General features: G+C 61.8%; 25 protein-coding genes and 1 tRNA gene. 6 read left to right on the plus strand and 20 right to left on the minus strand.

Annotated elements, in window-relative coordinates:
• Positions 1–18: 18 nt before the first annotated feature.
• Both Q9Q94_RS17155 and Q9Q94_RS17160 read left to right on the plus strand, forming a co-directional pair.
• Positions 19–1,017: an alpha/beta fold hydrolase gene (locus Q9Q94_RS17155; RefSeq protein WP_305981359.1), complete on the plus strand. Its 999-nt coding sequence runs from the start codon at positions 19–21 to the stop codon at positions 1,015–1,017.
• Between the two features lie 71 nt (positions 1,018–1,088).
• Complete coding sequence (locus tag Q9Q94_RS17160; RefSeq protein WP_305981360.1) at positions 1,089–1,271, plus strand: 4-oxalocrotonate tautomerase family protein; 183 nt, start codon at positions 1,089–1,091, stop codon at positions 1,269–1,271.
• 39 nt (positions 1,272–1,310) lie between these two features.
• Here Q9Q94_RS17160 and speD read toward each other — a convergent pair whose 3' ends face one another.
• The 8 genes from speD to Q9Q94_RS17200 form a co-directional block, all read right to left on the minus strand.
• On the minus strand, positions 1,311–1,721 hold the full coding sequence (gene speD, locus Q9Q94_RS17165; protein WP_305981361.1) for an adenosylmethionine decarboxylase: 411 nt from the start codon (positions 1,719–1,721) through the stop codon (positions 1,311–1,313).
• A gap of 265 nt (positions 1,722–1,986) precedes the next feature.
• Positions 1,987–3,612, minus strand: coding sequence for an NAD(P)-binding protein (locus Q9Q94_RS17170; RefSeq protein WP_305981362.1), 1,626 nt, complete (start codon positions 3,610–3,612; stop codon positions 1,987–1,989).
• A 19-nt stretch (positions 3,613–3,631) separates the two neighbouring features.
• Positions 3,632–4,681: a thiamine pyrophosphate-dependent enzyme gene (locus tag Q9Q94_RS17175; protein WP_305981363.1), complete on the minus strand. Its 1,050-nt coding sequence runs from the start codon at positions 4,679–4,681 to the stop codon at positions 3,632–3,634.
• Between the two features lie 11 nt (positions 4,682–4,692).
• The gene (locus Q9Q94_RS17180) at positions 4,693–5,946 is read right to left on the minus strand and encodes a transketolase C-terminal domain-containing protein (RefSeq protein ID WP_305981364.1); all 1,254 of its coding nucleotides are present in this window, start codon (positions 5,944–5,946) and stop codon (positions 4,693–4,695) included.
• A complete protein-coding gene (locus Q9Q94_RS17185) occupies positions 5,939–6,517 on the minus strand; it encodes a 2-oxoacid:acceptor oxidoreductase family protein (RefSeq protein WP_305981365.1) in 579 nt (192 codons plus the stop codon). The genes Q9Q94_RS17180 and Q9Q94_RS17185 overlap by 8 nt, the downstream gene beginning before the upstream one ends.
• A gap of 380 nt (positions 6,518–6,897) precedes the next feature.
• A complete protein-coding gene (gene bamC, locus Q9Q94_RS17190) occupies positions 6,898–8,091 on the minus strand; it encodes an outer membrane protein assembly factor BamC (protein WP_305981366.1) in 1,194 nt (397 codons plus the stop codon).
• 10 nt (positions 8,092–8,101) lie between these two features.
• Positions 8,102–8,980, minus strand: coding sequence for a 4-hydroxy-tetrahydrodipicolinate synthase (gene dapA / locus Q9Q94_RS17195; RefSeq protein WP_305981367.1), 879 nt, complete (start codon positions 8,978–8,980; stop codon positions 8,102–8,104).
• Between the two features lie 385 nt (positions 8,981–9,365).
• Positions 9,366–10,295 carry a histone deacetylase family protein gene (locus Q9Q94_RS17200; RefSeq protein WP_305981368.1) on the minus strand — a complete coding sequence of 310 codons (930 nt, stop codon included), beginning with the start codon at positions 10,293–10,295 and terminating at the stop codon, positions 9,366–9,368.
• Between the two features lie 155 nt (positions 10,296–10,450).
• Between Q9Q94_RS17200 and Q9Q94_RS17205 the strand changes: the two genes are divergently transcribed.
• The 4 genes from Q9Q94_RS17205 to mltB are packed head-to-tail and all read left to right on the plus strand — an operon-like array spanning position 10,451 to position 15,384.
• Entirely contained in the window at positions 10,451–11,374 is a 924-nt protein-coding gene (locus Q9Q94_RS17205) for a MoxR family ATPase (RefSeq protein ID WP_305981369.1), read from the plus strand.
• A gap of 8 nt (positions 11,375–11,382) precedes the next feature.
• Positions 11,383–12,366: a DUF58 domain-containing protein gene (locus tag Q9Q94_RS17210; protein WP_305981370.1), complete on the plus strand. Its 984-nt coding sequence runs from the start codon at positions 11,383–11,385 to the stop codon at positions 12,364–12,366.
• Complete coding sequence (locus Q9Q94_RS17215; RefSeq protein WP_305981371.1) at positions 12,359–14,317, plus strand: DUF3488 and transglutaminase-like domain-containing protein; 1,959 nt, start codon at positions 12,359–12,361, stop codon at positions 14,315–14,317. The genes Q9Q94_RS17210 and Q9Q94_RS17215 overlap by 8 nt, the downstream gene beginning before the upstream one ends.
• Complete coding sequence (gene mltB, locus Q9Q94_RS17220; RefSeq protein ID WP_305981372.1) at positions 14,314–15,384, plus strand: lytic murein transglycosylase B; 1,071 nt, start codon at positions 14,314–14,316, stop codon at positions 15,382–15,384. The genes Q9Q94_RS17215 and mltB overlap by 4 nt, the downstream gene beginning before the upstream one ends.
• Positions 15,385–15,544: 160 nt before the next feature.
• Here the strand turns inward: mltB and rpoS are convergent, their stop codons facing one another.
• From rpoS to rpmI, 12 genes are all read right to left on the minus strand, one after another.
• Entirely contained in the window at positions 15,545–16,483 is a 939-nt protein-coding gene (gene rpoS, locus Q9Q94_RS17225; RefSeq protein WP_305981373.1) for an RNA polymerase sigma factor RpoS, read from the minus strand.
• 7 nt (positions 16,484–16,490) lie between these two features.
• The gene (locus Q9Q94_RS17230; RefSeq protein ID WP_305981374.1) at positions 16,491–17,483 is read right to left on the minus strand and encodes a peptidoglycan DD-metalloendopeptidase family protein; all 993 of its coding nucleotides are present in this window, start codon (positions 17,481–17,483) and stop codon (positions 16,491–16,493) included.
• Between the two features lie 8 nt (positions 17,484–17,491).
• On the minus strand, positions 17,492–18,160 hold the full coding sequence (locus tag Q9Q94_RS17235; protein ID WP_371929872.1) for a protein-L-isoaspartate(D-aspartate) O-methyltransferase: 669 nt from the start codon (positions 18,158–18,160) through the stop codon (positions 17,492–17,494).
• Positions 18,157–18,900: a 5'/3'-nucleotidase SurE gene (gene surE / locus Q9Q94_RS17240; RefSeq protein WP_305981376.1), complete on the minus strand. Its 744-nt coding sequence runs from the start codon at positions 18,898–18,900 to the stop codon at positions 18,157–18,159. The genes Q9Q94_RS17235 and surE overlap by 4 nt, the downstream gene beginning before the upstream one ends.
• Before the next feature lie 137 nt (positions 18,901–19,037).
• Positions 19,038–20,717 (minus strand): ABC-F family ATP-binding cassette domain-containing protein, encoded by a 1,680-nt coding sequence (locus Q9Q94_RS17245; protein WP_305981377.1) that lies wholly within the window; start codon positions 20,715–20,717, stop codon positions 19,038–19,040.
• A gap of 104 nt (positions 20,718–20,821) precedes the next feature.
• Positions 20,822–20,898, minus strand: a tRNA-Pro gene (locus Q9Q94_RS17250).
• Positions 20,899–20,964: 66 nt separating this feature from the next.
• Positions 20,965–21,339 carry a MerR family transcriptional regulator gene (locus tag Q9Q94_RS17255; protein ID WP_305981378.1) on the minus strand — a complete coding sequence of 125 codons (375 nt, stop codon included), beginning with the start codon at positions 21,337–21,339 and terminating at the stop codon, positions 20,965–20,967.
• Entirely contained in the window at positions 21,323–21,643 is a 321-nt protein-coding gene (locus tag Q9Q94_RS17260) for an integration host factor subunit alpha (RefSeq protein WP_305981379.1), read from the minus strand. The genes Q9Q94_RS17255 and Q9Q94_RS17260 overlap by 17 nt, the downstream gene beginning before the upstream one ends.
• A 1-nt stretch (position 21,644) precedes the next feature.
• Positions 21,645–24,020, minus strand: a complete 2,376-nt coding sequence (gene pheT / locus Q9Q94_RS17265; RefSeq protein ID WP_305981380.1) for a phenylalanine--tRNA ligase subunit beta — start codon at positions 24,018–24,020, stop codon at positions 21,645–21,647.
• A gap of 52 nt (positions 24,021–24,072) precedes the next feature.
• On the minus strand, positions 24,073–25,107 hold the full coding sequence (locus Q9Q94_RS17270; RefSeq protein ID WP_305981381.1) for a phenylalanine--tRNA ligase subunit alpha: 1,035 nt from the start codon (positions 25,105–25,107) through the stop codon (positions 24,073–24,075).
• Between the two features lie 104 nt (positions 25,108–25,211).
• Positions 25,212–25,571: a 50S ribosomal protein L20 gene (gene rplT, locus Q9Q94_RS17275; RefSeq protein ID WP_305981382.1), complete on the minus strand. Its 360-nt coding sequence runs from the start codon at positions 25,569–25,571 to the stop codon at positions 25,212–25,214.
• 16 nt (positions 25,572–25,587) lie between these two features.
• Entirely contained in the window at positions 25,588–25,785 is a 198-nt protein-coding gene (gene rpmI / locus Q9Q94_RS17280; protein WP_305981383.1) for a 50S ribosomal protein L35, read from the minus strand.
• Positions 25,786–25,847: the final 62 nt, after the last annotated feature.

Consider the following 25,847-nt stretch of genomic DNA (forward strand, 5'->3'; position numbering starts at 1 on the left):
TTGCCTTCAAGGATCATCATGGACTTCCGTATTCGCACAGTGCTGGGCGCACTCGCCCTGCTGGTCTGCTCCAGCCTTGCACTGGCCGCTCCGGCCATCGAAGTGCTGGGCCGCGACTTCAGCTTTCCCAACAAGCTGGAGGGCCTTCCTGCAAAGCTCTCTGACTTCAAGGGCCTGCAGATCAACAGTTTCACCACCAGTGATGACGTGCAGCTCAGCTACTGGGAGGCGGGTTCCGGCAAGCCGCTGGTGTTCATCCCGGGCTGGTCGGCCAACGGCGCCGAGTACATCAATGTGATGTACCTGCTCAGCAAGAATTACCACGTTTATGTGCTGGACCCGCGCAATCAGGGCCTGTCGCAACGCGTCGATTACGGCACGCGCATCGCACGCTTTTCGGTGGACCTCAAAGAGTTCTCGGCGCACCTTGGCCTAAAGTCGGCCGATTACATCGGCTGGTCAATGGGGGCCTCCGTGCTGTGGGGCTACATCGACCTCTTCGGTACGCAAGGCATGCGTAAGGCTGTCTTCGTGGATGAGCCGGTGTCGATCTATTCGCACGCGGACTGGTCGGAGCAGGAGCGTCTGGAGGCCGGCGGCATGACTTCCTCAGTCGAGCGCATGGTCGCCAGTTTCACGGCCGGCGCGCCGACCAACCAGCTCGTGGTCGACATGAAGGTCATCGAGCGTGCGATGGCCACAGATTCGCCCTATTACGTGAACTCGCAAGCCTTCGCCAACGCGTTCATCAAGACCGACCCTGCCTTTACCGCCAAGGTGCTGTTCGATCACGCGACCAATGACTGGCGCGACGTGATCCGCCACAAGATCACAGTTCCCACTGCGATCTTCTCGGGTGAATACAGCCACAACCTGCCCAGTCAGCGCTGGATGGCCTCGGTGATTCCGAATGCCCGGCTCTATGCCTATACCGAGGCTGAGCAGGGCGACCACTTCCTCATGTTCAAGAACCCGCACAAATTCACCCTGGATCTGCGCGATTTTCTCGAACACTGAGTTCGCGCCGGCCTCGGCCGGCTAACTTCCCCAACCCCAACCTCAATCTCATTTCATTCAAGGAGAAACCCATGCCCGTCGTACGCGTCAGCTGGTTCGAAGGTAAAGACACCCCCACCAAACAGGCTGTAGCCGCTGAAATCACCGAAAGCATCGTGCGCAATACCGGCACCGATGCAAAGTACATCTACGTCATCTTCGAAGACGTGAAACCCTCTGACTGGGCCGGTGAAGGCAAGCTTTTCGGCGGCTGAGTCCTTGGTCCCTGGCGGTGCGCCTGCCAGCGCGCCGCCTTACTCTGCCGTCGAAGACACACATCTCAGCAAGCGCTGACAATTCACAGCGGCTGGCTGGAACACGGCCAGTAACGCATCCATCAGCTGTTCAGCCCGCGTCGTGTTGTCGGCCGAGTAGTTGCACACATACACATCCAGCGTGACGACGCCGAATTCCGGCCAGGTGTGCAGAGCGACGTGCGATTCGGCGAGCAGCAGGGTGCCGGTGACTCCGCCGGCCTGTTCTCCCGCATCCGGAAAACGGTGAAAGGCTTCGCCGACAACGGTAAGTCCGGCAGCCAGCACCGCTTCGCGCGCCAGCAGGGCAAGTGCCGGAGCATCGCTGAGCAAGGCCGGCGCACAGGCGCAAGCCTGCAGGTCGGCAACCAGATGCAGGCCTTGCATGGCGGCGGGAACGGATGGATTCATCAGGGGTCCTGAGGCGTTCAGTCAAAACGGCAGGCGAATGGTGACATGAATCCGGCGGGAATGCGGCTGTACTGCCGGGCGGCGGAAGAGGCGCTTGCAGCCTTGATCTGCAGGCAGGCATGCTGGCAAGACCCGACAGGCATGGTTCTCCAGCACATCCGCCTGAAGAAGACCGCCGGATGCGGCTCTTCGAGCCCCCGCTCAGCAAGAAAAACGCCCGCTGGCACGAGGCGAGCGGGCGTTCAAGGCGAGCGGACCAGAGCGATCAGGTCTGCTCGGATTCCATCTTGATGGCGCCGCAAGGACATTCTTCCACGCACACACCGCAACCCTTGCAGTAGTCGTAGTTGAATTCGAAACCCTTGCCGGGGCCGAGCTTGATCACTGCGTTATCCGGGCATACGCCGTAGCAGTTATCGCACTCGAAACAATTGCCGCAGGAGAGACAGCGACGTGCTTCAAACAGGGCGTTGTCTTCGTTCAGGCCACCCTGCACTTCATCAAAGGTCGATTGACGACGGATGATGTCCAGCATCGGACGCACCGTCTTGTCGGCATCGGTGTAGTACCAGGTGTTGAGCTTCTCGAAGTTGGCCAGTTCGGGCTTGGCCGGCTTGACGTAGGTCGTGCCGTTGAGCCATGCGTCGATGTGGCGTGCGGCGAGCTTGCCGTGACCGATACCGACGGTGACGGTACGGTCGGACGGGACCATGTCGCCACCGGCGAAGATGCCGGCGTAACCGGTCATCATGTTGTCACCCACCTGTACGACGCCGTCCTGGAAGGTCAGGTCGGGCACGCCGTTGAGCAGGCCCAGATCGACGTCCTGACCCAGCGCCAGCACCACGGAGTCGGCTTCCAGCGTGTCGAATTCGCCGGTCGGAACGGGCTTGCCGTTCTCGTCCAGCTCCATCTTCTCGACCTGGATGGCACCCTCGCCCACATGCTTGATGGTGGACAGCCAGCGCATCATCACGCCTTCCTGCAGCGCCTCTTCGACTTCGAAGTCGTGCGCCGGCATCTTGTCGCGGGTGCGGCGGTACACGATGATGGCTTCTTCAGCGCCAAGACGCTTGGCGGTACGGGCCACGTCGATGGCGGTGTTGCCGCCGCCATACACGACCACGCGCCGGCCCAGCATCGGCTTGTCTTCACCTTCCATGCTGCGCAGCACGGCCACGGCATCGAGGATCTTGGCCGATTCGGCAGCCGGAATGGCGGTGCGCTTGGCGATGTGCGCGCCCACAGCCAGGAAGGCCGCGTCGAATTTCTCGTCCTTCATGGTCTTGAGGAGATCTTCGACCTTGGTGTTCAGACGCATTTCAACGCCCATGTCGATGATGCGCTGCACTTCGGAGTCCAGCACTTCACGCGGCAGACGGTACTTCGGAATGCCGAAGCGCATCATGCCACCCGCCAGCGGACCGGCTTCGAAGATCACGACCTGGTGCCCCATGCGGCGCAGCTGATAGGCGGCGGACAGACCGGAAGGGCCTGCGCCGACAACGAGGATGCGCTTGCCGGTTTCCTTGCTAGGGGCCTCGAATTTCCAGCCCTGCTTGATGGCCTCGTCACCGAGGAAGCGCTCCACCGAGTTGATGCCCACGGCCGAGTCGAGCTGACCACGGTTACAGGCGCCTTCACAGGGGTGATAGCACACGCGCCCCATCACGGCAGGCATCGGATTGGCCTGGGTCAGATGACGCCAGGCGGTTTCGTAGTCACCGGATTCGGCGTGGTAGAGCCAGCCCTGGGTGTCTTCGCCGGCCGGGCAAGCGTTGTTGCACGGCGGCAGACGCTTGATGTAGGTCGGGCGGAAGGTCCGCCAGGTGCCGGTCTTGTTGGCGAGCGACGAGCCAACATTCAGCGTGATTGCAAACGGTTTGTTCATTGTTTCAACTCCCCTTGCCTTACTTGTGCTCGCTGTCGGGGAAGCCGACAACAGCCTTGTCGTTACCGAGCAGACCGAACTTGTGGATGTTCTGGTCAGCCATCGCCTGGAAACGCGCAATCAGTTCAACCTGCGGTTTCTTGCCGAACAGGTGGGCAAAGCGGCGCTGCAGGCGCAGATAGGCTTCCACCGGCTGCTTCTGGCGGATCTTCGACACATTCGTCACTTCACCGTATTCGGCTTCGAACACCGGGAACAGACCGGTTTCCTTGGCCAGGCGGGCGAGCTTGATGGTGTCGTGCGAAGCGGAGCCCCAGCCCAGCGGACACGGCACGAAGATGTGGATGTAGCGCGCGCCACGCATGCTCATGGCCTTCTTGACCTTGTATTCCAGGTCGCGCAGGTCCGACACGCTGGCCGTTGCCACGTAGGGAATGCCGTGCGCCATGGCAATCAGCGGCACGTTCTTGCCCTGACCCCAGTCGTTGCCCGGATGCTCACCCACCGGCATGGTGGTCGCGGTACGGGCCGCCGGCGGAGTGGCGGAAGAGCGCTGCACACCGGTATTCATGTAGGCCTGATTGTCGTAACAGATGTAGAGCACATCGTCATTACGCTCGAACATGCCGGAGAGACAGCCGAAACCGATGTCGGTGGTGCCACCGTCACCGCCCTGGGCGATCACGCGCACCTCGGGCAACTGCTGGCCGGCCTTGCGCGCGCGGACCTTGGCGGCGGCAGCCACCCCGGTTGCCACAGCGGCGGCGTTGCCGAACAGCGAGTGGATCCATGGAATTTGCCAGGAGGTTTCCGGATACGGCGTGGAGAACACTTCCAGACAGCCCGTGGCGTTGACCGCAACCAGCTGGTTGTTGGTGGCGCGCATCGCAGCGTCGATCGCATAACGTGCGCCGAGCGCTTCACCGCAGCCCTGACAGGCACGGTGGCCGCAGTTCAGCGAGTTGGTACGTTCGATTTCCGACTGTACCGAACGCTGTTCAGGTGGCAGCAGGCGATTGCCGACGGTGAAGGTGCCGGTCTGATAGAACTTTACGTCTTGATGTCCCATGTCTGCTCTCCTCAGCCCACGTTCGACTTGGTCTGACCCAGGTCACGCAGGATGTTCTCGGCAATCGGGCCGGAACGGCGGGTGGTGCGCTCGCGGTCGAGTTCCTTGTTGACGATGCTCCACTCCAGATCGAGGAAGTGCAGCGCCTCAAGCTGGTCGTGCATGGCCATGCGGAACACGCGATGCAGCGAGGAACGGGTGATGTTGCGCCCGCCCAGACCGGCCACCACTGTGTAGATGCGCTTGTCGAGACCGTCCAGCGCCATGCGCACGTCAGTGGCAACGATGCCGCCGATGCCCACGGCCAGGCTCTTCTCCAGCACCACGATGCGTTTGGCATGCGACAGGGCACGACGGATCGCCGACACAGGGAAGGGACGGAAGGAATTGATGCCGAGCACGCCGATGGAGATGCCATCCGCACGCATTTCGTCGATGGTGTCCTTGATCGTGCCGAGCACCGAGCCCAGAGCGATGACCACGGTTTCCGCATCTTCCAGCATGTAGGGACGCACCAGACCACCGGAGTCGCGACCGAAAATTTCCTGGAATTCGGAAGCAATTTTCGGGATCAGCTCAAGCGCCTGCATCTGCTTGGCGTGGGCCAGGTAACGCACTTCCGAGAAGGCTTCCGGGCCGACCATCGCGCCAATCGAGACCGGCGCAGCGGGGTCCAGCACCTGACGCGGGGAGTACGGCGGCAGGAACTTGTCGACCTGCTCCTGCGTCGGGATATCGACACGCTCGTAGGCGTGGGTCAGGATGAAACCGTCCATGCAGACCATCACCGGCAGGCTCAATTCTTCTGCGAGCTTGAAAGCCTGGATGTGCAGGTCGGCGGCTTCCTGGTTGGTTTCGGCAAAGATCTGGATCCAGCCGCAATCACGCTGACTCATCGAGTCGGAGTGGTCGTTCCAGATGTTGATCGGCGCACCGATGGCCCGGTTGGCCACCGTCATGACGATCGGCAGGCCCAGACCCGAGGCGTTGTACACCGCTTCGACCATGAACAGCAGACCTTGCGAAGCGGTTGCCGTATAGGTGCGGGCACCCGCGGCCGAAGAGCCGATCGCGACCGACATGGCCGCAAATTCGGATTCAACGTTGATGTATTCGCAGTTTTTGATGTCGCCTGCTTTGACCATCTCGCCGAGACCTTCGACGATGTGGGTTTGCGGGGAAATCGGGTAAGCACAGATCACTTCCGGGCGCGACAGCGCCACGGCTTCCGCAACGGCGTGCGAACCTTCACATTGCTTAAGCATGCGCGGCCTCCATGGCTGCCTTGGCGATGTTGTAGGCCTCGGTGGCGGCGGCGATATTGCCGTCGGCGACCTTGCCCGAGAATTTGTCACGAATGGCGGCGACCACCGAATCCAGCGAAATCAGGCCGGAAACCGCAGCGAACGCGCCGAGCAGCGGCACGTTGGGTGCATTGCGGCCCACATGCTTGAGCGAGAGATCGGTCGCCGACACGGCAACCAGACGCTCCGGACGAATCCGCTTGGCCAGATCGCCCAGCCCCAGATCCTCGAAGCTGTGATTGGTGTTGAGCACGACGTAACCGTCTGCCGAAAGACCTGCGAAAACATCGATCTGATGCAGCAAGGTGGCATCCTGAATGATTAGGGCATCCGGTTCCATGACCGGCTCGCGCAGCCGGATTTCCTTGTCTGCAATACGACAGAAAGCCACAACTGGCGCTCCTGTCCGCTCCGAGCCGAAACTCGGAAATGCCTGTGCGTGACGGCCTTCAAGGAAAGCTGCGATGGAGAGCATTTCAGCCCCCGTCACCACCCCTTGACCACCGCGCCCGTGAATCCTCACCTGGAACATCCATATCTCCCTGATGTGAGACTAGCTGCGATATCCGGAGACAAGCTGCGCACCCGAACATTCGTGCGGCTGGCCTCCTGCTGGTCACCAAGGGGCATCAAACAGAGGCCGCCAAGGCGATGGATGGAAACTATTGCAAGTTGGTGAAATTCACTATGCGCCACATCAAGTTTTCGGGCTTGCCCGCACTTAAAAAGTGGCTATAGGCAATACGACTGCGTATGCCGCCTGCGGATCAAGCCGGCGCCAGCCAGGGTCATGAACCGTTTCCGCGGCAAGCCTGCCACACAGGCCCAGACGCCTGCACCGCACAAGCCCAAAAACAAAACCCGCCGGCATCCCAGAGGAATGCGGGCGGGTTTCTCGACCGTGAGGTCGGCTTATTTCAGTTCGTTGTAGAGCAGGTTCAGGATCTGCTTGGCCGAAGCAGCAGGCGCCTTGGCCCCTTCCTTGTTCAGCAGGCGTACAACCGTCTGCTGGGCCTCGGCAACCACCTCGACACGGAACTGGTCCGTGCTGGAGTCTTTCTTGCCGCCCCAGGAGAACAGGCGTGCAAACCAGCCTTCGCGCTCTTTCTTGGTGCTCGGATCTTCAACCGCGATGTAGCGCACGAAATACACGCCCTTGGCACGATCACGATCTTCGACCACCACGCCGGTACGATCCAGCGCCAGTCCGAGTTGCCGCCAGGCACGGTCCAGCGGCTCATTCACGGTCAGCTGCAGGCTGCCATCGGCAGCGTTGCTCAGTCGGGCACGCTCAGGCACAGGCGCCGCAACCTTGGTTTCAGCAACAACCTTCTGCGCGACCTTTTCCTCAAGCCCCAGACGCCCCATCAGACGCTGCAACATTTCAGCTTCAAGGTCCGGATCATTCGGGCGCGGTTCCCAGTGAGTGCCATCCTGATTGCCGGAGTTGCGCACCTCGATCATGCCGCGATGGCTGATGTAAATTTCCACGGCGCCCGGCTGGGCCGTGCTTTCCACGCGCACCCGGTACTTGTCACGCTCACCGGTGCTGTAATACGTGCCCATCGCCTTGCGCAGCAAGTCCTGGATCGGATCGCCCAGAATCTTGGCACGGTTCTCGGCCCATTCGGTTTCCATCAGGCCGGCCTGCTGATTGTCAGACACCAGCACGAAGCCCAGATCTTTCCAGAAGCTCTGCAGCTGCGGCCACAGCGCCGCATTGCTCGTACCCTGAATCACCAGCCAGCGCTGGGCGCCGACACGCTCGATGCGCAACTTGCCCGGCGCCGCTGCTGCGGCCACCGGTGCAGTGGCCGCCGGCTGCGAAGCGGATGCGGCACTGGCAGCAACCGCCGGCTGACGTTCGGCCTCATAGGTCGACAAGGTGGCACTTGAGCGCGAGCTGCCATCCGGCACCACATACCGGTCATCACGCGCTGGCGTGATCAGGTCGGGCGGAACCTCCAGCGATTTTTTCTTGCTGGCGCCATCCACACCATGAGTGGTGTAGTCAATCGTCGGCTTCTCATTCTTTGAACCGCCGCAGGCTGCGAGCAGCAGCGCAAGCACAGATCCAGCCAGTACGGCACGGGAAATTGAACGCATCAAGAACCTCTCAGGACAGGATATCGGCGGCACGCATCGCAGCGCGCACTCGCTCGTGGAAGACTTCGGACAAAGGGGTCAGCGGCAGGCGGATCGCGCCCTCCAGCAAACCCATCTGCTGTGCGGCCCATTTCACCGGAATCGGGTTCGCCTCGACGAACAGATCACGATTGAGCAGGAAAAGTTTCCGGTTGATCGCCGTGGCGCGGGGTACATCACCAGCACGAGCAGCCTTGCACAGGTCCGCCATCAGGCGCGGCGCAACATTGGCCGACACCGAAATCACGCCATGACCGCCCAGCAGCATGAAACACATGGCGGTCATGTCGTCACCGGAATACAGGGCAAAACCTTCCGGCGCGCGCATGACCAGATCGGTGATGCGCTCCATGTTGCCGGTGGCGTCCTTGATGCCGATGATGCCCGGCACCTGCGCCAGCCGCAGCACGGTATCGTTGGACAGATCGGCTACGGTGCGGCCCGGCACGTTGTACAGGATCACCGGCAGATCGACTGCTTCGGCAATGCTGCGGAAGTGCTGGTACAGCCCTTCCTGCGTCGGCTTGTTGTAATAGGGCACGACCGACAACGCGGCAACCGCGCCGACCTTCTTGGCAAAGCGCGACAGCTCGATGGCTTCGGCCGTCGAATTTGCTCCCGTGCCGGCGATGATCGGCAAGCGGCCGGCGGAATGCTCGACAGCGATTTTGATCAGTTCGCAGTGCTCGCTGACGTTGACCGTCGGCGATTCACCCGTGGTGCCGACGATCACCAGACCGTCCGAACCTTCACGCGCATGGAAATCAATGAGAGCCCGGAAGCGGGCCAGATCAAGCTGCCCATCCGCCGTCATGGGCGTCAGCAGGGCGACGAGGGAACCGGTGATCATGGGAAGCCGTGTCACAGTGGGAAAGCGGCGATTGTAGACCAAGGACCGCAAGCTGAGGACCGAGGACCAAGTAAAACATTTCCACCAACACGGTCGCAGCCCTCATCCGTCCATCGCAGCATGCCGGGAAGCCGCATGCAGCAAGCCTCTGCGGGCAGCATGCGGCAAACGCCTTCAGCGGCGGCCCTCTTCAGCACGCCTGCCCGCAGAAGTCCGCCACATGTGGGTCTTCAGAGGCAGCTCACGATCTGTAGCGAGAGGCCGTCAGCAGGGTGAAGAGCAGCACAGGAACCGGAGTTTATGTTGATAAATGAGGATTCCGAGCAGCGCATGAGCTCTCTCGGTTACAACTACGCGGCCTCGCAGTAAGATCATGAACAGTCTCTCAGATATCCGCCAGCGCCCGTACGTGTGCCAGCACGCTACGCCCCAGGGCCGGCAGCGAGTAGCCACCTTCGAGCATCGACACCAGTCGGCCGCCGCAATGCGCATCGGCCCATTGGCGCAGCTCCTTGCTGATCCAGGCAAAGTCGGCATCCACCAGCCCCATCGAAGCCATGTCATCTTCGTAGTGGGCGTCGAAGCCAGCGGAGATGAACAGCATCTGCGGCTGATGTTCAGCCAGCGCGGGCAACCAGACGTGACTGAGCAACTCGCGGACCTTGTCGCCACGGGTGCCGGCCGGGAAAGCCGTGTTGTGCATGTTCGGCGCCGTACTCTTGTTGCCGCAGTACGGATAGAGCGGGTGCTGGAAGAAGCTGAGCATCTGCACGCGCGGATCGGCGACGAAGATGTTTTCCGTGCCGTTGCCGTGGTGCACGTCGAAATCGATGATGCTGATGCGCTCCAGTCCGCATACGTCGAGCGCATGACGCGTGGCCACCGCCACATTATTGAAGAAGCAGAAGCCCATCGCACGCAGGCGTTCGGCATGGTGCCCCGGCGGGCGCACTGCACAGAAGGCGTTGTGGACGGTGCCTGCCAGCACCAGTTCGGTGGCCATCACGCCGGCACCGGCGGCGCGCAGCGCGGCCTTGAGCGTGTGGGGCGTCATCGCGGTATCCGGGTCAAGGTGACGCAGACCCTGCTCGGGCGAAATCTCGAAAAGTTCTTCGACATAGGCCGGAGAGTGCGCGCGATAGAGCTGCTCCAGCGTGGCCTGCGGCACGTCTTCGCGCATGTCGAGCAGACCATCGAGGCCGGAACCCTTGATCTGGTCAAGAATCTCGGTGAGGCGATCCGGCGATTCCGGATGCATGCTCCCCATGCTGTGCAGCCAGCAGTCGGAATGGCTGATGAAAGCGGTACGGCTCATCGGGTCTCTCCTTTGGCGCTTTTCGTCCATGCCCGCCGATACATGCCAGCGCGCCTCTTGTGTGCCGTAAACTACTGCCAAACTCCGTCGCATACCAGCCGAACCTTTGGCCGTATCCGCCAGTCTGATTCACACGCTTATCCAAGGATCCCGCCATGCCCGCACCACAAAATGCCGCCACCGATGCCATCCTCGCCCAGCTCGGTCAGGTGCTGCTCGGCAAGCCGCAGGCGCTGCGCCTGGCGCTTGCATGCCTGCTCGGACGCGGCCATCTGCTGATCGAGGACCAGCCCGGCGTAGGCAAGACAACGCTGGCGCATGCGCTGGCCGTCACACTGGGACTGGATTTTCAGCGCGTGCAGTTCACCAGCGATTTGCTGCCGGCCGATCTGATCGGCGTGACGATCTTTGACACGGCCCAGCAAGGCTTCCGTTTCCATCCCGGCCCCCTGTTCACCCAGGTGCTGCTGGCCGACGAGATCAACCGCAGCACCCCCAAGACCCAGAGCGCGCTGCTGGAAGCAATGGAAGAACGGCAGGTTTCGGTAGATGGCAAGACCCATCCGCTGCCGGAGCCCTTTTTCGTCATCGCCACCCAGAATCCTTCGCAACAGATCGGCACCTTCCCGCTCCCGGAGTCCCAGCTTGACCGTTTCCTGATGCGCCTGTCGCTGGGCCTGCCGGATGCGGCAGCCGAGCGCGAACTGCTGGCCGGGCGGGATCGCCGCGAAATCCTTGCCGGATTACCCGCCTGCATCAGCAGCGCCGAACTGCAGGCCCTGCAGGCGCAGGCTGCCACGGTGCATGTCAGCGAACGCATTCTCGACTACGTGCAGGCCCTGCTGGCAAAGACCCGCAGCCTGCCAGAGATCGCCCAGGGCCTGAGCCCGCGAGCCGGCCTCGGTCTGCTCGCTGCCGCACGCGCCTGGGCCCTGATCGCCGGGCGCGATCATGTGCGGCCGGAAGACGTGCAAGCCATCCTGCCGGCGGTGGCCGGGCATCGCCTGAACGCTGCGGACACCCGCCAGGGCGGCGAGATGCTGGCCCGCCGGCTTATTGAGAGCGTTGCAGTTTCGTGAACCGCAATGTGACACCCGATCAGACCCGGAGCTGGCGCCGCCGGCTCCGGCGCTGGGCAACCCGTGCCGAGGTCCCCGAACCGCAGCCGGTCACGCTGCGTCAGGCACGCGTCTATGTATTTCCCACGCGTGCCGGCTTTGCCCTCCTCGCGACCTTGCTGCTGATGTTCATTGGTGCGGTGAACTACAACCTGTCATTGGGCTATGCACTGACGTTCTTTCTGGCCAGCATCGGCATGGTGCACATCCTGCACAGCTGGCGCACCCTCACCCGTCTGCAGATCAGTCTGCAAGCCGATGGCGAAGCCTTTGCAGGCAGCAGCGCCCACTGGCAGCTCAGCCTGATCAACGCTCAGATGCTGACGCGCCCGGCGATCCGCGTGCTGGATGCCGAAGGCACTGAACTGCTGTATGCCGATCTGCTGCCTGGTAGCACCCATACCGCCCGGATTGCCCTGCCCTGCCCTCAGCGCGGGCCGCAGCAGCCGGGCCAGCTCACCATCGAAACGCGCCAGCCGCTGGGCTGGATCCGCGCCTGGAGCTATATCGAACCGGATGCCCCGCATCTGGTGTTCCCCGCCCCCGCTGGAGATCTGGCCCTGCCCATGCAGGCCGGGGAACAGGCCGAAAACGGCAGCGGACTGGTCGCCGGGCAGGATGACTTTGCCGGGCTGCGTGGCTTTCAGCCGGGGGACTCCTTGCGTCACGTCGCCTGGAAGCAGCTGGCGCGCGGCCAGGGCATGCTGACCAAGATTTTCGCCAGCAGCCAGGCCCCCGCCTGCATTCTGGACTGGCATGCCTTGCCAACCGGCATGGCGCCGGAGGCACGCCTTTCCCAACTCTGCCAGTGGGTGCTGGCAAGCCGCCAAGGTGGCGCGCGCACCACCCTCCTCCTGCCCGGCGGCCAGACCGGGCCGGGGCAGGACGCCCTTCATCACCACACCTGCCTGACCCGGCTGGCGCTGTTTGGCCTGGAGCGGCACGATGGCTGAATCGCGCCCCAGCCCGCCCCTGCCACGCGAAGCCGGTTTCTTCCTGCTGGCCACTGCCGCATTGGGGCTGGCGCCCTTCGTACCCTATCTACCCTGGAGCCTGAGCCTGCTTGCCGCCCTGCTCCTGCTCTGGCGTGGCGTACTGGTCTGGCGCGACGCACCGCCCCCAGCCCGCTTCACCCTGCTACTGGCTGCCGCCCTGGGCATTGTCCTGACTGTCGCGAGCTATCACACCATTTTCGGCAAGCAGGCGGGCCTGAGTCTGCTGAGCATGCTGCTGCCGCTCAAGCTGCTCGAAGCCCGCACGCGCCGCGACGGCCGGGCCGCCCTGTTGCTGTGCTGCTTCCTGCTCACCGGCCAGTTCCTGAATGCACAGAGCATGGCCGTGGCCGCTTTCGTACTGTTGTGTGCCACCGCCATCGTAGCCACCAGCGCCAAACTGGAACAGCCCGGACAGGCGCCCCGCGGAGCACTGCGCACCGCCTTGCGCCTTCTCGGTGGCGCGGTGCCGCTGATGCTCCTGCTGTTTGTCCTGTTCCCGCGCATCAACGGCCCGCTCTGGGGCATGCCGCTGGACGCCTATGCTGGCAGCACCGGTTTGTCGGACAGCATGCGTCCTGGTTCGATCTCGGAGTTGATCCAGTCCGGCGAAATCGCCTTTCGGGTCGAGTTTGAAGGCACACCACCCGCTCCCGCGCAACGCTACTGGCGCGGCCCGGTGCTGAGCGAGTTTGACGGTCAGGAATGGAAGGTTCGTGAATCCATGCTGCGACGCGCCCCGACCTACACCGTCGCGGGGCCGGCGTATCGCTACTCTCTCACGCTGGAGCCTCACAACCGTGGCTGGCTGCTGGCACTAGACTACCCCGACAGCGGCGCCGCCGATGCGCTGTACGGCGACGATCTGGTGTTGCTGGCGCGCCGCCCGGTACGCAATCGCGTACGCTACAACCTGACATCCTTCCCCGAAACACCGGTGGGCCTGCAGGAGCGCGAGAACGTCCTGAAAGCCGCACTGCGTCTGCCTCCCGCAAGCAATCCCCGGACAAGCGCACTGGGCGCGGGCCTGCAGGCAGGCAACGCAGAGCCTGCAGCGCGTGTCGAGGCGGCCCTGCGCTTCATGCGCGAGGCACGTCTGGCCTATACGCTCAGCCCGCCATTGCTGGGCCAGCACCCTGCCGATGAATTCCTGTTCGACACAAAACGTGGTTTCTGCGAGCACTTTGCCGGCAGCTTCGTCGTACTGATGCGTGCGGCCGGCGTACCGGCGCGCGTGGTCACAGGCTATCAGGGTGGCGAATTCAATCCGGTGGATGGCACGCTGGTCGTACGCCAGTCGGATGCCCATGCCTGGGCCGAGGTCTGGCTGGCAGGCCGGGGCTGGCAGCGCGTGGACCCGACCGCAGCCAGCTTCCCGCGCCGAATTGATGAGGGCATCGCCCGCGCCCTGCCCGAGGGTGAAGCCATGCCGATCATGCTGCGCCAGAACTTCGAATTCCTACGTAGCTTGCGCTATCGCTGGGAGGCCATCAGCAATGGCTGGAATCAGTGGGTGCTCGGCTACAACGCCCAACGCCAGCTCGATCTGATGCGCTCATTGGGGCTGCCGGATGCAGACTGGCGCCAGCTCGCCGGGCTGCTCGCCGCCTGCGCCAGCGCCTGGCTGCTGTGGCTGGGGCTACGCCTGTGGCCACGCCATGCCCGGCTGGATGCTCTGGACCGCTGCTGGCGTCGCCTGTGCCGCAAGCTGGCCCGCCAGGGTGTCCGGCATCAGCCATGGGAAGCGCCTGGCGACTTTGCCCGCCGTGCCGCCGCAGCCCTGCCACAGCATGCCGACACCATCATCGCGATTGCCGAGCACTACGCCACGCTGCGTTACGGGCCGGGCGTCGAAAAACCGGCCACGCAGCTCGCCGCACTGCGCGCCGCCGTGCAACAATTCAGGCCATGATCATCAAGCCTCACCTGCTGGCCCTGTGCGCCAGCCTGCTCCTGCCCCTGACTGCCCTGGCCGGAGATTTCAGCCAGCGCGAAGACGTGCAGGCGTTCATCCGCGATGTTGCGCAACGCCAGAATTTCAGCCCGGCTCAATTGCAAGCGGCCTTCGACGACGCCCAGGCCCTGCCCAAGGTCATCGAACTGATCCGCCCGCCCGCCAACCCTGGCGTGCGCAGCTGGCAGCGCTATCGCCCACGCTTCATCAACAACCAGCGCATCTCTGCGGGCGTGCAGTTCTGGCGCGAACACGCACAAACCCTCGCTGCGGCAGAAGAAAAAACCGGCGTACCGGCCGAGATCATTGTCGGCATCATCGGCGTGGAAACCGTGTATGGCCGCAACATGGGCAATTTCAGCGCCCTGTCCGCACTCACCACGCTGGCCTTCGACTATCCGCCGCGCGCGGATCTGTTTCGCCGCGAACTCGAAGCTCTGTTCCTGCTCGCCCGTGAGCAGGGCCGCGACGTGCGCGACTACCGCGGCTCCTACGCCGGTGCGCTCGGCCAGCCGCAGTTCCTGCCCAGCAGCATTCGCAGCTTTGCCGTCGACGGCGATCAGGACGGGCACATCGATCTGCGCGAAAGCGCCACCGACGCCATTTTCAGCGTCGGCAACTTCCTCGCCAGCCACGGCTGGCAGCGTGGCGCGCGCATCGTTTTGCCCGCGCAGGTGGACGATGAAACCCAGGTCAAACCGCTGATCGACGCCGGCATCCTGCCCGCACTGGACGGCAAGCTGTTGCGTCAGGCCGGTGTGCACAGTGATCTGTCCGACCAGGCCAGCGAACTGGTCACTCTGGTCGACATGGTCAGCCCGGGCTTCCCGACCGAATACTGGCTGGGGTTCCAGAATTTCTACGTGATCACGCGCTACAACCGTAGCAGTTTCTACGCCATGTCGGTGCACGATCTGGGGCACGCAGTGAAACTGGAATTCGCGGCACGCCGCGATCTGGCCCAGCTGAGCAAAGCGCCTGTACCCAAGACCTCTGCCAAGAAGACATCGAAGAAGGCTCCCTGAAGAGCCGCTTCTGACAGCCTTCTCCAGCACATCACCCCGCACATCCGCTTGTAGCCTTGCTGAGCAGGACGGCATACTGCAGAAGAAGTCTGCACGCGGCTCTCCAGCCCGCCATGAAAAAGCCCGCCAAATGGCGGGCTTTCACTGCAGACAAAACTTCCTAGAAAAGCACCTCGCGTGACACACCACGTCGCTTCAGAATGCGGCGCAGCTGGGCCAGCGCTTCAAGCTGGATCTGGCGCACCCGCTCGCGTGTCAGGCCAAGCTGTTCGGCGAGGTCTTCCAGCGTCAGCACCTCTACATCATCCAGCCCATAGCGATACTGGATCACCAGGCGCTGTTTCTCCGAAAGCTGACTGATCCATTCGCGAATCAGGGCTTCTACCTCGGAGGTGTGAATCGACAGTTCCGGACTGATCGCCTGATCGTCGGCCAGCGACTCGCCGATCGAGAGGTTCGGGTCAATGTCCAGCGGTGCATCCAGTGACGCAGTATGCTCGGACAGAGCCAGGATCTCGCGCACTTCGCCCACCGGCCGATCGAGCTTCCGGGCGATGTCTTCCAGTCGCGAAGACTGGCCGTTGCTCGACTCCACCTGACGTTGCGCACGCAACACCTGATTGAGCTCCTTGACCACATGCACCGGCAGGCGAATGGTGCGCGACTGGTTCATGATCGCGCGCTCGATGTTCTGACGGATCCACCAGGTCGCATAAGTCGAGAAGCGGAAACCGCGCTCGGGATCGAATTTCTCCAGCGCATGCATCAGGCCGAGATTGCCCTCCTCGACCAAATCCAGCAGCGGAATGCCTCGGTTCAGGTAGTGCTTGGCAATATTCACGACCAGTCGCAGATTGCGTTCGATCATGATCTGGCGCGCTTCGAAATCTCCCAGACGAACCCGGCGGGCCAGTGCCGCCTCTTCTGTCGCGGTCAGCAGGGGATTGAGGCCGATTTCGTTGAGATAGATCTGGGTTACGTCGTTGAGGAATTCGCTTTCAGGCACCGGCGCCGGCAAGGCCTCGGCAAATGCCTCCAGTTCCGGGGGAAGCTCCGCTTCCTTTTCTTCTGGCTCGTCAAGGAACTCCGGATCGAACATGATGACCTCAGCGCGTGGGCAGGTGCTTCATGGGGTCGACAGGTTTTCCCTGTCGGCGGATTTCAAAATGCAGCTTGGGCTGATCGGTATCGGAGTTGCCCAAGGCGGCAATCTTCTGGCCTTTCTGCACGATCTGCTCTTCCTTCACCAGAATCTCACTGTTGTGTGCGTACACACTCTGGTAGTTCTTATTGTGCTTGATGATCACCAGCTTGCCATACCCGCGCAAACCCGAACCCACGTACATCACTCGCCCCTTTTCGGCAGCCAGCACAGGATCTCCGATGTTGCCTGCCAGATCGATGCCCTTGTTGCTGCTGTCATTGAAGGTAGCGATCACCTTGCCACTGCCAGGCCAGCTCCAGCCGGGTTCGTCGTCGTTTGCGACAGCGGGTTTGCTCTCCGCAGGCTTGCTTTGAGCGGCCTGCGGCTGGCTTGCAGCAACCGGCACAGACGCCGCCGCCGGCACCACAGCTCCAACGGCTTGCAGATCTTTCCACGCCTGTGGCGAGTACGCCATGCGTCCGCCCTTTGGTTCAGCCTTCTGGCCCACAGGGGCAGGCGTGCCAGTCGCACTGCTGGCAGGGGCAGATATCGGCCCGGCAGACGCCACTTCGGAAGATCCGGTGATGGGTTTCGATTCGATGATGGTGGCAGGCGCAACGGCGACTGCCCCGGTCACCACGGCCGCGTCGGCCACAGGCGCGACTCGCAGCTCCTGCCCTACCTTGATGACACCAGGATCATCGAGGCCATTCCACGCTGCGATCTCACGATAATCGCGCTCGTGAAGACGAGCAATGCTGTATAGCGTGTCGCCTTTTTTAACAATGTAATGGCCCGGGCGTGCGACAGCTGGCGCCACCTCGCCGCTGGCTTCCGGGCGGGAAGGCGTACGCGTTTCCATTGGTGCAGGAGCCGTGGATGCACAGCCCGAAAACAACGCCACAAGCGTCATGCCCACGATGAAAACACGCATCAGCGAAAAACCTTCCTGCATTCCAGACCTCACTCGGTTCCCGGCAACAATGGTACGAATCGTACCGCATCCAGCCGCGTTTCCTTGAACCCGCCATTCGCGGCGCGCTCGATCAGCACCACCACCTGCTCACCAGACGGCAAGGCCAAGGGCAGGACCATGCGCCCCAGTGGTGCCAGTTGTTCCACCAGCATTTTCGGCACGGCAGACGCTGCCGCAGCCAGGATGATCGAATCGAACGGTGCAACTTCGGGCAAACCCAAGCTGCCGTCGGCATGTTTGAGCCGTACATTCGGCAAACGCAATGGCCGCAGATTTGCACGCGCCTTTTCAAGCAATTTGCCAATGCGCTCGATGGCATACACATCACTGGCCAGATAGGACAGCACGGCAGCCTGATAGCCACACCCCGCGCCAACCTCCAGCGTCTTGCCCATGGCCCGACCACCAGCCACCAGCAATTCGGCCATGCGCGCCACGATGAACGGTTGTGAAATGGTTTGCTGAAAGCCCAGCGGCAGCGCGGTATCTTCATAGGCGCGACTGGCCAGGGCCTCTTCTACAAAGGCGTGGCGAGGCACCTGGTTCAAGGCATTCAGGACACGTTCGTCGCGAATGCCGTCACTGCGCAAACGCTCGACCATGCGCGCACGTGCACGCGCAGCAGTGGGATTAGCGGCAGAAGGACTGGCCATCATTGCTCCAGCCAACGCTGTACGCCACCGATCTGGGCAACGTGCGTCAGATCAATCTGCAAGGGCGTTATCGACACAAACCCCTGCGCTACCGCATGAAAGTCCGTTCCGTCGCCCGCGTCGGCAGCCTCACCGACCGGACCGATCCAGAATATCTGCTCGCCACGCGGATTGGTGTCGCGAATCACGGGCTCAGCACGATGACGTTTACCCAGACGGGTAATCCGGGTCCCTTGCAGCTCGGCATAGGGCAGATCCGGCACGTTCATGTTGAGCAACACCGGCTGGCCAAAAGGTTCACGCTGCACCCGCTCCACCATTTCGCGCGCCAGTATCGCGGCCGTCTCGAACTGTGTTGGCGAACGCCCGACCAGCGACACGGCCAGCGATGGCACTCCCAGCAAAAAACCTTCTGTCGCGGCAGCCACCGTGCCGGAATATACGGTGTCGTCACCCATATTGGCACCATGGTTGATGCCTGAGATCACCATGTCCGGCACCATGTCGAGCATGCCTGTGACGGCAAGGTGTACACAGTCGGTCGGCGTACCGTTCACATAGTAGAAACCACTGGCCGCGCGGCGCAATTGCAAAGGCCGATCCAGAGTCAGGGAATTGCTGGCTCCGCTGCGATCACGCTCGGGCGCCACCACGGTGATGTCTGCCACCTTGGCTAGTTCGCATGCCAGTGCCTGCAGGCCGGGCGAGAAATAGCCATCATCATTGCTCAGTAGAATCCGCATGCTTCACCACAGACAGGTCAAGCGGTCGATTATAGGGGTGAGGCGCAAGCCTGTCTGCAAGGATTACCCACGTCAGCCAGATGTCGCCTGCCGCTGCGGTCAAAGCACCACAACGCCCTCAGGCAAGCACGCGGGATCTACGTGGCAAGCCGTTTCTGCGCGGCCGATGCGGCTTCGCGAGCACGCTTGGCCTGATCGAGCAGATAGACCTGATAGTCATCCAGATCACCTTCAAACGGCTCCACCCCACCATCAGCCACCAGCCAGAATTCATCGCACACTGCGCGCAACAAGGCACGATCATGGCTGACCAGCATTACCGTGCCTTCAAACTCGTTCAACGCCACGCCCAATGCTTCGCGCGTGGAAAGATCCAGGTGATTGGTCGGTTCATCCAGCAGCAGCAGATTGGGGCGTTGCCACACGATCATGCACAGGACAAGGCGCGCCTTCTCGCCACCACTCATGGTGCCGACAGCCTGCTTGACCATGTCGCCGCCGAAGTTGAAGGTACCGAGGAAGGTGCGCAGTGCCTGCTCGCCGGTGGCCTGACCCGAGCGCAGGCTGGCCGGCAGATCGCGGGCGAGGCGCTGCATGTGCAGCAGCGGCGAGGCTTCCGGGTCCAGCACGTCAAGTTCCTGCTGGGCGAAGTAGCCGATGTTCAGCCCCTTGCCCTCACTGATCTCGCCGACGATGGGCGCGAGCGCGTGGGCCACGGTTTTCACCAGCGTGGACTTGCCCTGGCCGTTCGCCCCCAAGATGCCAATGCGCTGACCGGCGAGCACCGAGCGGTTGATGTTCTGGACGATCACGGTCGGCGGCGTACCGGCGGGCGCATCGTCCGGCGGCGGATAGCCGAAGCTTGCGCCTAGCATCGAGAGCATTGGGTTCGGCACGTTGTTCGGCTCCTTGAACTCGAAGCTGAACTCCGCATCGGCCAGCACCGGCGCGATCTTTTCCATGCGCTCCAGCGCCTTGACGCGGCTCTGCGCCTGCTTGGCCTTGCTGGCCTTGGCCTTGAAGCGGTCGATGAATTTCTGCAGATGGGCGATCTTGTCGGCCTGTTTGGCGAGCGCCGCGGTCTGCAACGCCATCTGCTCGGCGCGCATGTCCTCGAACCTGCTGTAGTTGCCGCCGTAGCGGACCAGCTTGGCATTGTCGATATGCAAGGTCACGCCAGTCACCGCATCAAGAAACTCGCGATCATGACTGATTACCACCATCGTGCCCTCGTAGCGCTTGAGCCAGGCTTCCAGCCACACCAGCGCATCGAGATCCAGGTGATTGGTTGGCTCATCGAGCAACAGCAGGTCGGACGGACACATCAGCGCACGCGCCAATTGCAGGCGCATGCGCCAGCCACCGGAGAAACTGTTAACTGGCTGGCTCAACTCTGCCGTGCTGAAGCCCAACCCGAGAATCAGCGCCTGCGCCCGCGCTGGTGCATCGTGCTCGCCTGCGTCATGCAAGGCCATATAGGCGTGCGCCATCGCCATGCCATCATCTCCGGCCTCTGCCGCAGCCACTTCGGCCCGCGCAGCCAGCAACACCGTATCGCCTTCAATCACGAAGTCTGTCGCGCTCTGTTCCGTCTCTGGCATATCCTGCGCAACCTGTGCCATCTGCCATTGGGAAGGGATCGAGAACTCTCCACCATCTTCGTGCAAAGTGCCGTTCAGCAAGGCAAACAGAGAGGATTTTCCTGCCCCGTTGCGTCCAACCAGGCCCACTTTTTCGCCAGGATTGAGCGTAGCGGACGTGCTGTTCAGCACGATCTTGGTGCCGCGACGCAGCGTTACATTCTTGATGGAAATCATGCGCAAGCCGGAACTGGATTTGCCCGACGGATCGCCGTGACAAACAGGTTGAACAGCAGAAACAAAAAGGCCACTCCGGAGAGTGGCCTTTTGCTTGAATCAATTGGTCGGGGCGGCGGGATTCGAACTCGCGACCCCTTGCACCCCATGCAAGTGCGCTACCAGGCTGCGCTACGCCCCGACACAGAAGCAAGATTATAGCAGGGCAGCAAAATTACGCCAGACGCCCATGCAGATTTTTTATGGCTCAGGCCCTGAGAATTGCCAGTACCGCTTCCAGCTCTTCACGCAAGTGAGCTGAACTGGCCTTGCCACGCTCCACGATCTCTGCGGTTTCCCGCTTGAGAATCTGGTATTCCTCCAGCCGGTTGCGTGCGCCACTGATGGTAAAGCCTTCGCTATACAACAACTCACGGATCCGCCGTACCAGCAGAACTTCATGGCGCTGGTAATAACGCCGGTTGCCCGTTCGCTTGACCGGCTTGAGCTGGGTGAACTCCTGCTCCCAATAGCGCAACACATGCGGCTTCACCGCACATAGTTCGCTCACCTCGCCAATCGTGAAATACCGTTTGGCAGGGATCGGGGGCAACTCACCGACATCTTCAAGCTGGCTGTCCATCACTCAACTGTTCAACCGTTGTCTTCAGTTTCTGGCTGGCATGGAATGTGACCACACGCCGGGCCGTAATGGGAATTTCCTCTCCAGTCTTCGGGTTGCGACCCGGCCGCTGGGGCTTGTCACGCAACTGAAAATTACCGAAACCGGAAAGTTTCACTTCTTCGCCACGTTCCAGCGCATTGCGGATTTCGTCGAAGAAGCCTTCTACCATATCCTTGGCTTCGCGTTTGTTCAAGCCGACCCGATCAAAGAGCAGATCCGCCAATTCGGCCTTGGTCAGTGTCGCAGCAGAATTCTTGTTCATTTCAGGCACGCAGGCGTCCCCCCAACTCTCGCTCGGCAGCGCTGATCAGCGTCCGCATCGCGTTATCGATTTCAGTCTCTTCCAAGGTGCGCTCAGCATGCTGGAGCATCACCCTCAACGCAATGCTCTTCTGATCCGGTTCGATACCTTTGCCCGAATAAACATCAAAAACGGCGACTTCACGCACAATTCCAGTCGCAGCAGACCGCAACACCGACAACAAGACATCTGCCGTTACAGTATTGCCAACGACCAGCGCCAGATCGCGCATGACCGCCGGATGACGAGGCAATTCGGCAAACGAGGGCACACCTGCGGCCAGCACCTGCTCAAGATCCAGTTCAAAAAGCACCGGAGCAGAAACCAGATCGTAACGTTGTACCAGAGCTGGATGCAGTTCACCCATGAAGCCTGTCACAGTCCCATCTACTTTGACCGCCGCCGAGCGGCCCGGATGAAAGGCGGGATGTTTATCAGCGACAAATTCGGCACGACCACCCAGCAACAACTCGACATCGCGCTTTACATCATAGAAATCAACACGGCGCGAAGTCTGCCCCCACTGCTCAGGAGCGGCCGGCCCCCACGCCAGGCCCGCCACGCGCACAGGCTGCGAGTAGCCCGAGACCGGTAAGCCTGCAGCATCCTTGGCAAAACAACGCCCGACTTCGAACAGACGCACGCGGCTGGCGCGGCGACGCTGGTTGGCGCTCAAAGCCCCTACCAGACCGCCGACAAGGCTGGAGCGCATCACACTCATCTGACTGGCGATGGGATTGGCCAACTTGACCGGATCGACATTGCCGGCGAAGTCACGCTCCCACGCCTCTTCAACAAAAGCGTAGCTGATGACCTCCTGATAATCCTGAGCCGCCAGCTGGCGGCGCAGCCGGTGCACCGGACGTGTGGCTTCGGTACTGGCCAGCATCATTGCCGGGCCCTTGGGCGGCAGCGGCTGGATGTTGTCGTAGCCATACACGCGCGCCACCTCTTCGATCAGATCTTCCTCGATCTCGATATCGAAGCGGTAGCTGGGCGGGATCACCTGAAGAGCCGCGCCAGCATTGGCTGTGCACATACCCAGGCGGGAGAGTGAGGCCAGCATTGCCTCATCAGACACCTCGAAGCCCAGCACCTTGCGCGCACGATCCGGGCGGAAATTCACGGCCTTGCGCTGCGGCAGATGCACAGCCGATGCTGCCTCCACCACCGGACCCGCAGCAGCACCACAGATCTCGACGATCAGCTGGCTGGCACGCGCCATGGCACGCTGAGCAAGTTCGAAATCCACGCCGCGTTCGTAACGATGCGAGGCATCGGACGAAAAGTTCAATGCACGAGCACGCCCCACAATGGCGTCCGGCTGGAAGAAGGCTGACTCCAGGAAAATCTCGGTCGTGTCGTCCGACACGCCAGTGTCTTCACCGCCCATCACACCGGCCAGCGCCAGTGCACGGGCTTCATCGGCGATCAGCAGCATGTTGGCCGCTGGCTCGATTTCCTGCCCGTTCAGCAAGGTGAGCTTTTCACCGGCTTGCGGCCAGCGCACATGAATGGCACCCGAAAGCTTCGCGTTGTCGAAGGCATGCAGCGGCTGGCCGAGTTCCAGCATCACGTAGTTGGTGATGTCGACCACGGCGCTGATCGAGCGCACGCCACAGCGCTCAAGACGCGCTTTCATCCAGTCCGGCGTCGCGGCCTTGGCGTTAACGCCGGTAAAAATCCGGCCGCAGTAACGCGGGCAGGCTTCCGGCGCATCCAGCACGACGCTGCGCTGCTGCGCGTGGCTCACCGCCACATCCAGCGGTGCGGTCAGCGTGGCCGGCGTACCCGTCAGCGCTGCCAGCTCACGCGCCACACCAGCCAGACTCAGACAGTCGGCACGGTTCGGGGTGAGCTTGATGGTTATCTTCTTGTCATCGAGCGCGAGGTATTCGCGGATGCTGGCCCCTACCGGCGCATCGGCCGGCAACACCAGCAGCCCGTCGTGATCCTGACTCATACCCAGCTCATCGGCCGAACACATCATGCCGAAGGACTCCATGCCACGCAGCTTGGCAGGCTTGATCTCGAAGCCGGGCAGCTTGGCGCCCACCATCGCGCACGGGGCTTTCATGCCTTCAACAACATTGGGCGCACCGCACACGATCTGCAGCAGCTCGCCCCGCCCCACATCCACGCGGCATACGCGCAGCTTGTCGGCATTCGGGTGCTTCTCGAAGGACACGATCTGCGCCACGACCACACTGGTAAAGGGCGGCGCAACGGCTTCGACCTCTTCGACTTCAAGGCCTGCCATGGTCAGCAGATGGCACAACTCTTCGGAGTTGAGCGGCGGATTACACAGGGCACGAAGCCATTGTTCGGAAAACTGCATGATGTGAGATTTCTATATAGAAGAGCACACAGAAGAATCGCTGTCGGCCGACTCAGTCTTGAAACTGCGCCAGGAAACGCAAGTCGTTCTCGAAGAACAGACGCAGGTCATTCACGCCGTAGCGCAGCATGGTGAGGCGATCCAGCCCCATGCCAAAGGCAAAGCCGGTGTAACGGGCAGCATCAATGCCGCCATTTTTCAGCACGTTCGGATGCACCATGCCGCAACCCGCGATCTCCAGCCAGCGGCCCTTGTTCGGCCCGCTCATGAAGGCGAAGTCGATCTCGGCGGAAGGCTCGGTGAAGGGGAAAAAGGACGGACGGAAGCGCACCTGCAGTTCGTCGGTTTCGAAGAAGCGCTGCAGAAAATCGATGATGACGCCTTTCAGACCGGCGAAGCTGATGTCCTCACCCACCCACAGACCTTCGACCTGATGGAACATCGGTGAGTGCGTCGCGTCGGAATCCACACGATAGACACGGCCCGGCACGATGATGCGCAGCTCGGGCATGCTCGCCGAATCCTTGAATTTCGCTGCATGCGCCTGCATGGCACGGATCTGCACCGGACTGGTGTGGGTGCGCAGCAGCACATCTTTGGCGCCTTCGATGTAGAAGGTGTCGTGCATCGACCGCGCGGGGTGATTATCCGGCGTATTCAAAGCAGTGAAGTTGAACCAGTCCTCCTCGATTTCGGGACCATCAGCCACTTCAAAGCCTATGGAGCGGAACAGGGTCTCGAAACGCTCCTGGGTGCGCACCACCGGGTGCAAACCACCACGCCCCATGCCACGACCAGGCAGGGTGACATCCAGCGCCTCGGCGGCAAGCTGGGCTTCGAGCTGGGCAGAACGCAAAGCTTCACGACGGGCTTCAAGAGCTTGTTCGATGGCGCTCTTGCAACGATTGATTTCGGCTCCGGCGCTCTTGCGCGCCTCGGGGTCGAGCTTGCCGAGCCCCTTGAGCAATTCGGTCACGCTGCCACTCTTGCCAAGAAACACAGCCTTGGCCTGCTCCAGCGCGTTGATGTCAGCGGCGGCAGCAAAGGCGGCGGCGGCATCACTGAGCAATTGATCGAGGTTTTCCACGCCAACACTCACAATCGATTCGAATTCAGCACACCGCTAGCGGCACGCCTACGGTAAAGCAAAAAAAAGGAGGCCTGCGCCTCCTTTTCGTCCTGCAGCGCGACTTAGGCTCCGAGTTGCGCCTTGGCCTGATTGGCCAGAGCAGCAAATGCGGGCTTGTCGAACACGGCCAGATCAGCCAGCACCTTGCGGTCGACTTCAATCGCAGCCTTCTTCAGACCGTTCATGAAACGGCTATAGGTCAGACCCAGTTCGCGAGCCGCTGCGTTGATACGAGCGATCCACAGGGTGCGGAACTGACGCTTGCGCTGACGACGGTCGCGGTAAGCGTACTGACCAGCTTTCATCACCGCTTCTTTGGCGATGCGGTATACATTCTTGCGACGGCCGCGGTAACCCTTGGCTTTGTCGAGGACTTTCTTGTGACGGGCGCGTGCCGTTACACCACGTTTAACGCGAGGCATTTATTTATCTCCTGATTCAAGCGTAAGGCATCATCGCGGTAACGCGTGCCGTATCGGTTTCGTGAACAGCGTGGACACCACGCAGTTGACGCTTGGACTTGGTAGTCTTCTTGGTCAGGATGTGGCGCTTGAACGCGGAACCGCGTTTCACGCTGCCACCGGCGCGAACCTTGAAGCGCTTGGCGGCGCCACTCTTGGTTTTCATCTTCGGCATTGCTAACTCCAGATATTGGATATGACGCCTGGTGACTCCTGACGGAGTGCTTCAACTACCAA

The organism is Uliginosibacterium sp. 31-16, from assembly GCF_030730865.1.
In the GTDB taxonomy this organism is placed as follows: Bacteria; Pseudomonadota; Gammaproteobacteria; order Burkholderiales; family Rhodocyclaceae; genus Uliginosibacterium.